Origin of the sequence: Mesocricetibacter intestinalis (assembly GCF_004363295.1) — a bacterium.
GTDB lineage: Bacteria > Pseudomonadota > Gammaproteobacteria > Enterobacterales > Pasteurellaceae > Mesocricetibacter > Mesocricetibacter intestinalis.
This window is the reverse complement of record NZ_SNYQ01000005.1, coordinates 25,011-38,793: the sequence shown is the minus strand read 5'-3', so window position 1 is coordinate 38,793 and position 13,783 is coordinate 25,011. Positions and strand designations below refer to the sequence as shown.

11 protein-coding genes are annotated in these 13,783 nt (G+C 46.6%); 8 read left to right on the top strand and 3 right to left on the bottom strand.

What is annotated here, in order from left to right; all coding sequences use genetic code 11:
- Position 1: 1 nt before the first annotated feature.
- The 4 genes from fdxH to EDC45_RS07015 all read left to right on the top strand — a co-directional run bounded on the left by fdxH (position 2) and on the right by EDC45_RS07015 (position 3,392).
- A complete protein-coding gene (gene fdxH, locus EDC45_RS07030; protein ID WP_133544899.1) occupies positions 2-904 on the top strand; it encodes a formate dehydrogenase subunit beta in 903 nt (300 codons plus the stop codon).
- 11 nt (positions 905-915) lie between these two features.
- Entirely contained in the window at positions 916-1,581 is a 666-nt protein-coding gene (locus EDC45_RS07025) for a formate dehydrogenase subunit gamma (protein ID WP_133544897.1), read from the top strand.
- 3 nt (positions 1,582-1,584) lie between these two features.
- Positions 1,585-2,499 carry a formate dehydrogenase accessory protein FdhE gene (gene fdhE, locus EDC45_RS07020; protein WP_133544895.1) on the top strand — a complete coding sequence of 305 codons (915 nt, stop codon included), beginning with the start codon at positions 1,585-1,587 and terminating at the stop codon, positions 2,497-2,499.
- Between the two features lie 80 nt (positions 2,500-2,579).
- Positions 2,580-3,392 (top strand): pyridoxal phosphatase, encoded by an 813-nt coding sequence (locus EDC45_RS07015; RefSeq protein WP_133544893.1) that lies wholly within the window; start codon positions 2,580-2,582, stop codon positions 3,390-3,392.
- A 317-nt stretch (positions 3,393-3,709) separates the two neighbouring features.
- On the opposite strand, the gene ftsH is transcribed toward EDC45_RS07015, so the two are convergent.
- Entirely contained in the window at positions 3,710-5,614 is a 1,905-nt protein-coding gene (gene ftsH, locus EDC45_RS07010) for an ATP-dependent zinc metalloprotease FtsH (protein ID WP_133544891.1), read from the bottom strand.
- A gap of 97 nt (positions 5,615-5,711) precedes the next feature.
- Positions 5,712-6,341, bottom strand: coding sequence for a 23S rRNA (uridine(2552)-2'-O)-methyltransferase RlmE (gene rlmE / locus EDC45_RS07005; protein ID WP_133544889.1), 630 nt, complete (start codon positions 6,339-6,341; stop codon positions 5,712-5,714).
- A 128-nt stretch (positions 6,342-6,469) separates the two neighbouring features.
- Here rlmE and yhbY point away from each other — a divergent pair, with 128 nt between their 5' ends.
- Positions 6,470-6,772, top strand: coding sequence for a ribosome assembly RNA-binding protein YhbY (gene yhbY, locus EDC45_RS07000; RefSeq protein ID WP_133544887.1), 303 nt, complete (start codon positions 6,470-6,472; stop codon positions 6,770-6,772).
- Positions 6,773-6,850: 78 nt separating this feature from the next.
- Here yhbY and greA read toward each other — a convergent pair whose 3' ends face one another.
- On the bottom strand, positions 6,851-7,327 hold the full coding sequence (gene greA / locus EDC45_RS06995) for a transcription elongation factor GreA (RefSeq protein WP_133544885.1): 477 nt from the start codon (positions 7,325-7,327) through the stop codon (positions 6,851-6,853).
- 199 nt (positions 7,328-7,526) lie between these two features.
- On the opposite strand from greA, the gene dacB reads away from it, so the two are divergent.
- The 3 genes from dacB (at position 7,527) to pgaB (ending at position 13,765) form a co-directional block, all read left to right on the top strand.
- A complete protein-coding gene (dacB, locus tag EDC45_RS06990) occupies positions 7,527-8,957 on the top strand; it encodes a serine-type D-Ala-D-Ala carboxypeptidase (RefSeq protein WP_133544883.1) in 1,431 nt (476 codons plus the stop codon).
- 434 nt (positions 8,958-9,391) lie between these two features.
- Positions 9,392-11,812, top strand: coding sequence for a poly-beta-1,6 N-acetyl-D-glucosamine export porin PgaA (pgaA, locus tag EDC45_RS06985; RefSeq protein ID WP_166635112.1), 2,421 nt, complete (start codon positions 9,392-9,394; stop codon positions 11,810-11,812).
- 15 nt (positions 11,813-11,827) lie between these two features.
- Complete coding sequence (gene pgaB, locus EDC45_RS06980) at positions 11,828-13,765, top strand: poly-beta-1,6-N-acetyl-D-glucosamine N-deacetylase PgaB (protein ID WP_133544879.1); 1,938 nt, start codon at positions 11,828-11,830, stop codon at positions 13,763-13,765.
- Positions 13,766-13,783 lie beyond the last annotated feature (18 nt).

The following is a 13,783-nucleotide window of genomic DNA, read 5'->3' as shown; positions in this document are numbered from 1 at the left end:
GATGGGCGTACAGACTCAAGATATTATTGAACGATCCGCAACCTCATCCTTGACACCGCCGCCACAGTCGCGCGATCACAAGTTTGAAGTGGCAAAATTAATCGACGTTACCACCTGTATCGGCTGTAAAGCCTGTCAGGTGGCCTGTTCCGAATGGAACGATCTGCGTACCGAACCGCAACCTTGCGTGGGGGTTTATGATAACCCTCATGATCTGGATGCCAAACAATGGACGGTGATGCGCTTTAACGAAGTGGAGGAAAACGAGCGTCTGCAATGGCTTATCCGTAAAGATGGCTGTATGCACTGTACCGAACCGGGCTGTCTAAAAGCCTGTCCTTCGCCGGGAGCCATTATTCGTTATGCCAACGGTATTGTCGATTTCCAGTCGGATAACTGTATCGGTTGCGGTTATTGTATTGCCGGCTGTCCGTTTAATATCCCGCGTCTTAACCCGCAGGACAACCGGGTGTATAAATGCACCCTTTGTGTGGATCGGGTAAATGTCGGCCAGGAACCTGCCTGTGTGAAAACCTGTCCGACCGGCGCCATTCATTTCGGCAGCAAGGAAAAAATGCTGGAATTGGCGCAAGAACGAGTGGAAGAGCTGAAAACCCGCGGTTATGAAAATGCTGCGGTCTATGATCCGGCGGGCGTGGGCGGTACCCATGTAATGTATGTGTTGCATCACGGAGATAAACCGGAGTTATATTCCGGTCTGCCGAAGGATCCGCACATCAGCGATGTGGTACATCTATGGAAAGGCGTCTTAAAACCGCTAGCGGGTATTGCTATGGGCGCCCTGGCGGTAGGAGCGGCGGCGCACTATATCGGCATAGGGCCGAATACCGAAGCGCTGGACGATGAAGAAAAACCGCTCGACCCGCACGGCGAACAGAAATAAGGAGGACAGGCATGGTCGATTTAAATCGTAGAGTATTGCGTCATAGCTTACGTGAGCGCCTAAGCCATTGGCTGGTCGCCTTAACGTTCTTTATGACGGCCTTATCCGGTCTGGCATTTTTCTTCTCCGATTTCGCCTGGCTGGCGGATATACTGGGTACGCCGCAACTGGCGCGAATCGTGCATCCGTTTTCCGGACTGGTGATGATCGCCGCCTTTATGGTACTGTTCGTTACCTACTGGCGCGATAATATTCCGAAGAAAGAGGACTTTAAATGGCTGTTTAACGTGATTGAAGTGCTGAAAGGCAACGAACATCACGTCGCGGACGTCGGCCATTATAATATGGGACAGAAATTGTTGTTCTGGACCATGTTAGCGGCATTAATTATCTTGCTGGTAACCGGCGTAATAATGTGGCGTCCGTATTTTGCACCTTACTTCCCAATCCCGGTGATCCGAGTTGCCATATTATTGCACGCGGTAACCGCAATCGCCTTTATTCTGGGCATCATGGTCCATATGTATATGGCGTTCTGGGTGAAAGGCTCGATTAAAGGTATGGTAGAAGGTACCGTTAGCGCACGTTGGGCGAAAAAACACCATCCGCGCTGGTTCCGCCATGAAATCAAGCCGCTACTGGAAAAAGAAGAAAAGGTATCGCAAGAGAAAAGCTAAACTATGAGTATCAGAATTTTACCTGAAAGTGAAATTGTGAAAAAATCGGGGGCGTTATATACTCCCCCGCTTCTTTTCGCCTCCCCCAAAAATCTGTATCAACGCCGAGCAAAACGCCTGCGTGATCTGGCGCAGGATAATCCCTTTGCAGATTATCTGAATTTTGCCGCGCTTATCGTAGAGGCTCAAGCAAAGGTATTGGCACAAATGCCATTGCCTGAAGATATGCGCCTAAAGGCGGACAGCCCGAGCCATATGCCGCTTTCGGTCCACAATTGGCAACGCGATCCAATCTGGCGCGAATATCTGCACGCCTTGCTGGCGGAGCTCAAACCCCAAGTTAACCTGCAAGCGGCCGCCGCAATTGAAGCGCTGGAAAAAAGTGCCAATACCAGTCTGGAAAACCTGGCCGATCAGTTGTTGCAACAGGAATATGCGCAAGTGGGAACGGACAAAGCGGTGTTTATCTGGGCCGCATTATCCCTATACTGGTTGCAGCTGACTCAGCAAATCCCCCATAACGCCAAAGCGGAAAGTGGCGAAAACCTACATCTCTGCCCGGTATGCGGCTGCGCTCCCGTAGCCAGCATCGTACAAATCGGCGCATCGCAGGGATTACGCTATCTGCATTGCGCCTTATGCGAAACCGAATGGAATGTGGTTCGAGCCAAATGCAGCAACTGTGATCAGGCAAACGGATTAAATTACTGGTCTATTGATAATGCCTCCGCGGCGGTAAAAGCCGAAAGTTGCGAAGACTGCCATAGTTATCTGAAAATTCTCTATCAGGAAAAGGATCCCTATGTGGAAGCCGTTGCAGATGATTTAGCGGCGATTTACCTTGATATTGAAATGGAAGAAAAAGGCTTAGCCCGAAGCGGCCTGAATCCATTTATGTTCCCTGCGGAAAATATTTAACCGCAAAAAGCAAGGTTAACAAAACCTTGCTTTTTCTTTATACTGATCTTCCTTTTATTTATTTTTGTAAGGAAATCAATATGACTTATCAGGCCATTGCCTTTGATCTGGACGGCACCTTGCTGGATTCTACAGGAAATATTCAAGAAAGCAGTAAAAAAGCCATTCAGCACGCTCGCCGGCAGGGACTAAAGGTTATTCTGGTAACCGGCAGGCATCATACCGCAGTAAAACCCTATTATTATGAACTGGCATTAGATACGCCGATGATCTGCTGCAATGGTACCTACCTTTATCAGCCCCAAAATGATCAGGTTTTAGCCGGAAATCCTCTTTCCAAAGCTCAGGCGGAAAAAGTCATTGATCTGGCTCAGCGCCAAGGGGTACATCTGCTAATGTATTCCCGCGATGCCATGAACTATATGCAGCTTAATCCGCATATGGAAAATTTTAAGCGCTGGGTGCAAAGCTGCCCGCCGGAAGTACGACCGGAGTTAAGACAGATTACCGATTTCCGCCGCTTACTTGAACAGGAAGAAATTATCTGGAAATTTGTTATCAGCGCCCCGGATCCGGCCCTAATGAAAGCGACGGAAGCCCAGCTTTCTCCCGATGAATTCAGCTGTGAATGGTCTTGGATCGATCGTATTGATATTGCTAACCGCGGCAACAGTAAAGGCGCTCGCTTACTGGAATTGCTGCAGCGTTGGAATATTGATCCTCAGCATACCATTGCTTTCGGCGATAATCACAATGATATTAGTATGCTAACGGCCGTCGGCTTAGGCGTCGCCATGGGAAATGCGGAAGAAGCGGTGAAACAACAGGCGAAACAGGTAACCCTGAGTAATAATGAGGAAGGTATCGCCCACTTACTGAATCAACTCCTGTAATCCTCCCTATCGGCGCTGAGCGGCGCCGATTTTATCAAGCCTAAGCTCAGCGTGCCTCTCCCGTATCAATATCAGCCCTTATTGCTCTTCTAGCAATATCCGTATTTCGCCTCTATCCCTTAACTTAGCTTGAGCTTAAATTCCGTTTTTAATCAATGCGGTATCATATTGCCTTTAACCACTTAACTTTCGTTCTTTTCTTACCATTCTTCTCTTATAAAGGGGTATAAAAAAGGACGCCAAACAGGCGTCCTAAGCTAGAGTATCAAGCGTTCAAAAAAGTTGTAAATTTTTGACCGCACTTTATCGGCTTTCCGTTAGCTTTCCATATCGTCGGATTTATCCGTCTCAGCTTCATCTTGGCTGGAAGCCTTGGTCTGCTCAGCGCTCTCCTTAAGGCTTTCTTTCGTATCTTCCCAGCCTGAAGGCGGTGTAACTGGCTGACGTTCCATCAGCTGCTTAATCTGAATTTCTTCAATAGTTTCATATTTTACCAGTGCATCTTTCATCGCATGTAAAATATCCATATTGTCGATTAGTAACTGTCTGGCACGGCTATAGTTTCGGTTTACAATGGCGCGAACCTCTTCATCGATCAGATGCGCCGTTTCGTCGGACATATGTTTGGCTTTCGCCATTGAACGTCCGAGGAATACTTCTCCCTCGTCTTCGGAATACAGAATCGGCCCCAGTTTTTCGGAGAAGCCCCACTGAGTAACCATATTGCGGGCAATATTAGTGGCTACTTTAATATCATTGGAAGCACCGGTGGAAATATTTTCCTCGCCGTAAATTAAATCTTCCGCCAAACGTCCCGCATACAGGGTGGACAATTTACTTTCCAACTGCTTCTGACTAATGCTGATTTGATCCCCTTCCGGCAGGAAGAAGGTTACCCCCAACGCACGTCCGCGCGGAATAATAGTTACCTTATGTACGGGATCATGTTCGGGAACCAGGTAACCGACAATGGCATGACCGGCTTCATGATAAGCGGTAGACTCTTTCTGTTTCTCCGTCATCATCATAGTGCGGCGCTCAGGACCCATATTGATCTTATCTTTGGCTTTTTCAAATTCAAGCATGGTAACCACCCGTTTGTTGGTTCGGGCGGCAAAGAGCGCGGCTTCATTCACCAAGTTAGCCAAATCCGCCCCGGAATAACCCGGCGTACCACGCGCTAAAGTCATGGCATTCACATCCGGCGCTACCGGTACTTTACGCATATGTACCTTCAGAATCTGTTCGCGCCCGCGTACATCCGGTAAACCCACCACTACCTGACGGTCGAAACGCCCCGGACGGGTTAAAGCCGGATCCAATACGTCCGGACGGTTGGTGGCGGCAATCACAATCACCCCTTCATTGCCTTCAAAACCGTCCATTTCCACCAGCATCTGGTTCAATGTTTGTTCGCGTTCATCATGCCCGCCGCCTAAACCGGCGCCGCGCTGGCGGCCTACCGCATCAATCTCGTCGATAAAAATCAAACAAGGGGCATTTTTCTTCGCCTGCTCGAACATATCACGTACACGCGAAGCACCGACACCGACGAACATCTCAACGAAATCGGAACCGGAAATGGTGAAAAAAGGTACCTTAGCTTCCCCGGCAATCGCTTTTGCAATCAGGGTTTTACCGGTTCCCGGCGGTCCGACCATTAAAATACCTTTAGGAATTTTACCGCCCAGTTTCTGGAATTTAGACGGATCGCGCAGGAAATCCACGATTTCCCCCACTTCCTCTTTGGCTTCATCACAACCGGCGACATCGGCGAAGGTGGTTTTCACCTGTTCTTTAGTCAGCATTTTGGCTCGGCTTTTACCGAAACTCATGGCTTTTCCGCCGCCGCCCTGCATCTGGCGCATAAAGAAAATCCAAACACCGACCAAAAACAGCATCGGCACCCAGGAAATAAGAATCTGCGAGAATAATCCGCGTTTTTCCGGCAAAGTACCTTCGACTTTCACTTTCTTATTGAGCAAGTCATTCAGCAGTTTATCGTCATAAATCGGCATCACGGTACTGTATTTGGTACCGTCGTTTTTTGTAACCCGAATTTCGGTATCTTCAAATGTCGCCTGAGCAACCTGATTATTACCGACATCAGTCACGAATGTCGTATAATCCACGGCATTTCCGCCGGAATTAGAACTAAACCCTTGGTATGCCGTCATCATTACTGCGGCAACAACAACCCAAAGTATTAAATTTTTGACCATATCGTTCAAGGTTTGACCTCGTTTTTTTAAGTTAAAGATTTGTGAATAGCTTACTACAAATTTTATTGTTAAACAAAACTATCAATAGGATAGGCGCTTAATTTTTATAGCCTGTGGCCACAATATAAACTTCTCGCGAACGCCCCCGCGATGCTTCGGGTTTACGCACTTTTACCGTTGCGAATAAGGTGCGTATATCACGCAAATATTGATCGAAGCCCTCGCCCTGAAACACCTTTACCACAAAGCTGCCTTTAGGGGCCAGAACCTGTTTGCACATATCCAGCGCCAGTTCAACCAGATACATGGCGCGCGGTATATCCACCGAGGGCATACCGCTGAAATTAGGCGCCATATCCGACATCACGACATCTACTTTATCATCTCCCACCCGTTCCAATAAGGCGGCAAGAACCTTTTCATCACGAAAGTCCCCTTGCAGGAAATCGACGCCGGCAATGGGATCCATGTCCAAAATATCACAGGCGATAATTCGCCCTTTGTCGCCGATTTGAGTAACCGCATATTGCGACCAACCGCCCGGGGCGGCGCCGAGATCAACTACGGTCATGCCCGGTTTAAACAATCGGTCGGAATGCTGAATTTCGTCCAGTTTGAAATAGGCCCGCGAACGCAGCTTGTGTTTATGCGCTTTCTGTACGAAAGGGTCGTTAAAATGTTCGTTCAACCAACGGCTTGAACTTGCCGAGCGCTTTTTCTTTCCCATAATATTCCAAATGTTGTGGCAGTTTTCCCCATATAGGGGTAAAATCCTGCAATTCAAGTCAGGTTCGGGCTTTTTCGGGAAAAAATCCGTAAAAAATGACCGCACTTTTTATTATGTTAGGATGAATTATGTCGATTACATTATCTACCAAGCAAAAACAATTTCTTAAAGGATTGGCCCATCACTTAAACCCGGTAGTTATGCTGGGCGGTAACGGTTTAACCGAAGGCGTACTGGCGGAAATTGATAATGCCCTAAACCGCCATGAGCTGATTAAAGTAAAAATTGCTGGTGCGGATCGGGAAACCAAAGGGCTGATCATCGATGCGATAGTGCGTGAAACGGAAGCGAACGCCGTACAAACTATCGGGCATATTCTGGTTCTTTACCGCCCTGCCGAAGAACCGGTTATTCAGTTGCCGCGGAGATAATCCCCCCCTTTCCACAACAAATAAGGCATAAGTTTTCTTATGCCTTATGTTTTTCCATCTTGGGGCTATTGAATAAGGTTAAATATAATTGACTTCAATAATTTCGAATTCAACCTGTCCGCCCGGCGTACTAATCACCACCGTATCATCGATTTCCTTCCCGATCAGGCCTCTGGCAATGGGAGAGTTCACTGAAATCAACCCTTCTTTGATATTGGCTTCATCGTCGCCGACAATACGATACGTCAATTCTTCGTCCGTAGCCGTATTGATTAATACCAGGGTCGCACCGAAAATAACTTTGCCGTTGTTCGGAATCTTAGTAACGTCAATTACCTGACAGTTGGATAATTTCCCTTCGATTTCCTGAATCCGTCCCTCGCAGAATCCCTGCTGCTCACGAGCGGCATGGTATTCGGCGTTTTCTTTCAAATCGCCGTGCTCCCGAGCCTCCGCAATCGCTTTAATAATTTCGGGGCGACGTACGTTTTTAAGAAACTCCAGTTCTTGTTTCAGCAACTCTGCGCCACGCACGGTCATCGGAATCTGTTTCATGGTTCTCCTTTCCTCCGCTAAAAAGAAGACCGCGGCATTGTCGGCTGAAAAGAAGCCGCCCAACAATGTCGCAGTCAGTCTAAATTAAATGTGAATTCTGATAAAAAATGATTTACTCGAACTTATCCAAGCCCTATTATTGTTCGTCTAAAAAAAAATAGCAACCTTAATACCCTTTTATCCGGTTAAAAAGTTAAATATGTTAAGTATTACTAAAAAGTTAGTGATTTTCGGCAATCTTTTGTTAACAACTTCGGCTTTTGCCGGCCTGGATATTCCTCCCCTAAGCCAGGAACTGCCGCAGGGAACAAGCCTTGGTTTTATCGCACAAAACATTAATCAGAATCAGATTATCGCGGAATACAACCCCCAAACCTTTATGCTGCCCGCCAGTACCCAGAAGGTTTTTACCGCTTTAGCGGCAAAACTGAGCTTGGGCGATCAATTCCGCTTTCAAACCTCAATACTGACCAACGGTAATATTCAGAATAATAATTTAAACGGTGATTTAATCGTTAAATTTACCGGCGATCCCGATCTCACCAGCGGGCAGCTCTATAATCTGTTGGCACAATTGAAGCAACAGGGAATCAGCGCCATAAACGGCAATCTGCTTCTGGACACTTCAACCTTCACCAGCCATGATCGTGCTTCCGGCTGGATTTGGAACGATCTCAGCATGTGCTTCAATTCACCGCCGGCGGCCGCTAATATCGATAATAACTGTTTTTACGTGGATTTAGACGCTAACCGCCCGGTAGGGGAATCCGTGCGATTTAACATACCCAGCCAGTATCCCATTCAGGTTTTCGGTCAGGTTAGCATCGTAAGTGCGGAAGAAGCGCCCTATTGTCAACTGGACGCTATAGTACATGATAATAACCGATACCAAATTAAAGGTTGTATCGCCCGTCAGAGCAAGCCTTTCGGATTAAGTTTCGCCGTTCAGGACACCAATGCTTATGCGGCGGCTATTATTCAGCGTCAACTCAATCGCCTCGGCATTCGCTTTAACGGTAAAATTCAGCTCCCCCATAAACCTCAGCAAGGCAAATTGCTGGCACAGCATTTATCCAAGCCCCTACCGGATTTATTGAAAAAGATGATGAAAAAATCCGATAACCAAATTGCCGATGCGCTGTTCCGAACTATCGCCTATCAGCTTTATAATCGCCCCGCCTCTTTTCAGCTCGGCAGCATAGCGCTGAAACGGGTTTTATCCAGCAAAGCCGGTATTAAATTCGGCCATAGCGTTATTGCCGACGGTTCCGGGTTATCCCGCCATAATCTGGTAGATGCACAAACGATGTTACAGGCTTTAACCTATATTGCGCGTAATGAAGACAGCCTGCATTTAATGGAAACCTTCCCCATCGCCGGTGTGGACGGGACAATCAGCGGCCGCGGTTCATTAATCAGCGAACCTTTACTCAAAAACGTTATCGCCAAAACCGGTTCGCTGAAAGGGGTATATAATCTGGCCGGTTTTATGACCAATGCGCGCGGAGAAAAAATCGCTTTTGTTCAGTTTATTAACGGCTATTCCACCGGAGAACTGGAAAACAAAACCAAACGGGCTCCGTTGGTTCAATTTGAAAGCCGCTTATACAAAGCCATTTATGCTCAATAAGGGCAGTTTATGCCTATCTTTTGCGGGGAAAACTTCTGATTTTCCCCGTTTTTACTTTTAATACCGAAAGACACCCTCCATTTTTGCACGTCGCACTTTTACTCCTTTCGCTCATATAACCGTGGTTTTCTACTTAGGCAGAGAAATCCGACCAGCTCATACGAATATTTATCCCCTACAAAAATTATTGGTAAAATTCCGGTTGCGAAAACTGAAAATAATTCATACCTCGCAATGGGTTATTATTTGTTTTGCAGGATGCAAAATTATTATGGCTCCCGCCCGGGCGCCCGATTATCGCAATATGTGTAATGGCAATGGACTGCTGGTATCACAGACACATCAAATTTCCTCTACATCTGTTGAATGATATCCGTTTAATTTTGCTGTGCTTTATAACATTTCCTCTGTTAAAAATTAGGATATTTTATTCAATGAAAGCAAATCTAAACTACCTGTTACTACCGATACTCTGCGCCGCCATTCCGCTCACGGCCAATGCCGCTTCGACGCTCGACCAGCAAAGAGAAAAAATTGTAATCGCCTCTCGCCGCAGTGAAACGGCGTTAAATCAAGCCATTGATGATCTTTACCGCCTATTTCGGGCTAGCGGAGATCCCAGGGTCAGAGAGGATCTTATCGCCCTTCTGCTGCGCCAGGAACGCTTTCGCGAAGCTATTGATATTTGCGCTTCCTGTAGCCATAAAAATTTATCCGCCAGCGAATTAGAAAATCTTGCGCTAGCCCATCGCCGGGAAAAACAATATCTCAGAGCGCTCACCCTGTATTCGGCATTAAATAAACAACAGCCGAAAAATGCCGAGGGTTGGCTGGGCAGAATATGGGTAGAAATCGAACTAAAAAGATTTAAGCAGGCAGAACAGCATCTGCAGCTTTATTTATCCCGTTTCGGTCGCACGCCGAAATATGCACAAGCCGCCGAAGCCTTACGGGATAATAACCTAGGAGATATTGCCAAGCTGGGGCGCTGGTTGGATCAACTGCAAGCCTCTCCCCATGATTCGGATCTTATTCTCCGCCTTTACCGACTCAGCGCAAAACATAATATTTACCCGTTACAAGCTCAGCTTATGCGGCGATATCCGCACTTATTCGATCATAAAGATCAAGGTTGGCTACGGCATACGGAAATTATGTCCCAAGTCAAAAAAGATCCTCCCTCCTTTACACCCAGCTTCACTCAATTACAAAAATCCTATACAAAACTAACCGCTCTTTTAGCCGAAACGGAAAAAACAAACCCACTCTATCTTCAACTTTTACAGGATCATCTGGTCTTAGCCGCCCAATTAAGGAAAATCACCGTAGTTAAAGCGGATTTTAAACAACTAAAGGAACTACAACAGGATATCGCCCCCTATGCTCTGGAAGCCTATGCCGACAGCCTCCTCTTCTCGGGTTCCCCCCATCAAGCCTTATCCCTCTACCAATCCCTGGCTATGCAGGAACGACAAAACAACGCCGCCCTTTCCGCCAGACTGAGCTTTAAGCTAATGAATGCCGCCAGCGATGCGGGGAAATTCAATCAAGCCCAGCACTATTTGGATCAAATCTCAACGCCGAGATATATCAACGATTACACTCACAATTCACGCATTCCTAACCCCGATTACGATAAGAAATTTTTCCATCAGATAAATTTATTAACCTGGCGGGGACGTCGTACCCAAGCCTTGCATCTGAGTAAAGCGCGCTTAGCCACTTATGCGGGCGATCCCTGGAGCATAATGGCGCTAAGCGAATTGGAACAACAGCGTAATAACCACAACGAAGCCATAGCCCTAGCCCGTAAGGCGGCATATTTTCTGAGCAAGGAAGAAGCTTGGTTTCTACATCAACACTTTGCCGAAACGGCATTGAAGCAAGGCGATATTTCTACAGCCACTAAAATAATCGCCGGCTTATCCGTCGACGAAAAGCATAAAGCCGAATCCCTGTTGGAACGTTATAACCTGCTCCGTGCGGCGCGTTTTATCAGTAGCTATAGTATTCGGCAGCGGACAGGCGGTACAAGTCGGGAAAAGGAACATGAACGGGCGTTTTATATTTATAGCCCGAAAACGGAAAGCGGCCAGGGCGTCTATTTTCATTCATGGCAAACCACTTCGCTAGAGGCGGAGAAAAAGTACCGACAGGGGCAGATCGGCATAGGCGCGCTACTAAACCGGTATCCGCTGGAGCTTGAAGCGGAAATAGGCCGAGGTACCGCACTGAATAGGAAAAGCTATTATCAGCTGAATGCCCTTTATCGCCTGAATCAGCATTGGCAATTTTCCCTGTACAAGCACCGCAACAGCCCGGATACGCCGATCAATGCGATTAAAGGGGGAATCTATAGCAAGGATATGGGCTTATCCGCTACTTATACCCATTATGATTTATTCCGCCTCGGTTTCGGCAGCGCGAGGATGAAATTCGATGACGGCAATAAGCGGAACAGCGTTTTTATCTGGCTGGATACCGATACTTATAAGCGGGATCGCTGGGCGCTGCGTAATTATCTGCACTTTGATTATCAGCGCAATAAAAATATCCCGGCGGCCGCCTATCATAATCCCTCAAACCGTTTTAGCGCCGAATTGGGCAATGATCTGACCTATTTTCAACCGCTGGATTACGCAATAGTACTGACCCATCATCTAAAAGCCGACTTGGGCAAATATAAACAATATGCTCACCGCAGTGAAAATATCTGGTCTTTCAGCTACGGACAAGAATGGAGGATCGGTAAAAAAATCGCTATTTCCTATGATATCGGACGTAAAAAGAATATTTATGACGGCAAGGCGGAACTTAATAACTTTGCCCGTTTGAATTTATCTGTTTATTTTTAATTCGGAGGATTTTCTATGTATATCAAAAAAATAATTTTGCCGATTTATTTGCTTTTTTGTTCCCTTTGCGTGGCGAAGGGCTATGCAGCGGATAAATACGCCGTATTGGCTTATCATTCCGTTGTGGACGAAAGCCGCCCTGTGGATAAAAGCCTTTATGTCCCCCAAACTATTTCTTCCGCCATGCTAATCAGGCAGTTTAATTGGTTGCAGGAAAACGGCTATAGGGTAATTAGTTGGCAACAGGTTTTAGATGCGGAACAGGGAAAAACGGAATTACCGGAAAAAGCCGTACTGCTCAGCTTTGATGACGGCTACGAAACCATGTACAGCGTTATTTATCCCTTATTAAAAGCCTATAATTATCCGGCGGTTTTCGCTCCCGTTACCCGTTGGGTAGATACTGCGGAAAAAGGCCAGGTACAATATGGCGCGAAAAAACTGGATCGCTCGGCCTTTACTACTTGGCGAAAAATCAGAGAAATGTATGACAGCGGTTTGGTTGAAATAGCCTCCCATACCTATGATTCCCATCATGGTGTCGCCGCCAATCCGGCCGGCAGTCAACTTCCGGCGCTTATCGCCCCTATTTATCGTAACGGAAAATACGAAACCGAAGCTCAGTATCAAAAGCGAATTACGCAGGATTTAAAAACTTCAGCGCATATGATCAAACAACGTACCGGAATCACTCCCAGACTGATAGTCTGGCCCTACGGGCAATTCAACCAAGCTGCGATCAATGCCGCCAAACAGGCGGGATTAACCCATCATTTCTCGCTGAATGCGGAAAAAACCAATACTCCAGGCGATCCGCACGTCGGCCGCCTATTATTGGATGCAGAAACGGATTTTTCTACCATTGCCGCTTATTTAAATCAACAAGCGGATGAAAGCCAAAAAATACAACGGGTAATCCATGTGGATTTAGATTATGTATATGATAAAAATCCGCTGCAACAGAAAAAGAATTTAGATGCGTTAATCCAGCGAATCTATGACTACGGCGTTACCACCGTATATTTACAGGCCTATGCGGACGATGACGGTAACGGCGTGGCCGATGCCCTTTATTTTCCGAATAAATACCTGCCGGTAAAAGCGGACTTATTCGGCCAGGTGGCCTGGCAACTGATGAAAAGAACGGAGGTGAAAGTTTATGCTTGGATGCCGACCCTGGCTTTTGATTTAAGCGCCTCCGCTAAAAAAGCTAAATACGTTACCGATAAAAGAACGGGAAAACCCGCTGCGGATCAATATCTTCGACTTTCTCCCTATGATAAGGAAAATATTGAAATGCTAAAAAGCATTTATCGGGATCTTTCTTTTTATACCAAATTTAACGGTATTCTTTTTCATGACGATGCTTTCCTAACCGATTTTGAGGCGCCTGCGTCTATAGCGGAAAAAACGATGCCGCCGGGGGAAGAAAAGCTCGTCAGCCGTGAAGCCAAACAAAAAAACCGGGATCTGATTAAGCTCACCCTAAGCCTGAAAAAAGCGCTGGAACCTTATTTTTTATATGGCGGGGAAGCACTCAAAACCTCGCGTAATATTTATGCCGCCCTGATTAACGAGCCGCAGAGTGAAGAATGGTTTGCCCAAAATCTGGCGGAATTCGTCGCCCATTACGACAGTACGGCAATAATGGCCATGCCCTATCTGGAAAATGAAGCACCTCTGAGCCGAGATGCCGCTTATGGTTGGTTACAGCAATTAATCGAAAAAATAAACTCTTCCGCTCTCCCCAAGGATAAGATTTTATTTGAACTGCAATCCTATAACTGGCGCAGCGGAAAACCTATTCCGGAATCCGAACTAATCCGCTGGATGCAATTACTGGAACAAAATCAGCTGATGAACTTCGGCTATTACCCCGACGATTTCCTCTTAAACCGACCGGATATAACCCGGGTAAAACCTTACCTCTCGGTGAAACAAGGGGAAAAATAAGCACTAACGATACTTTCA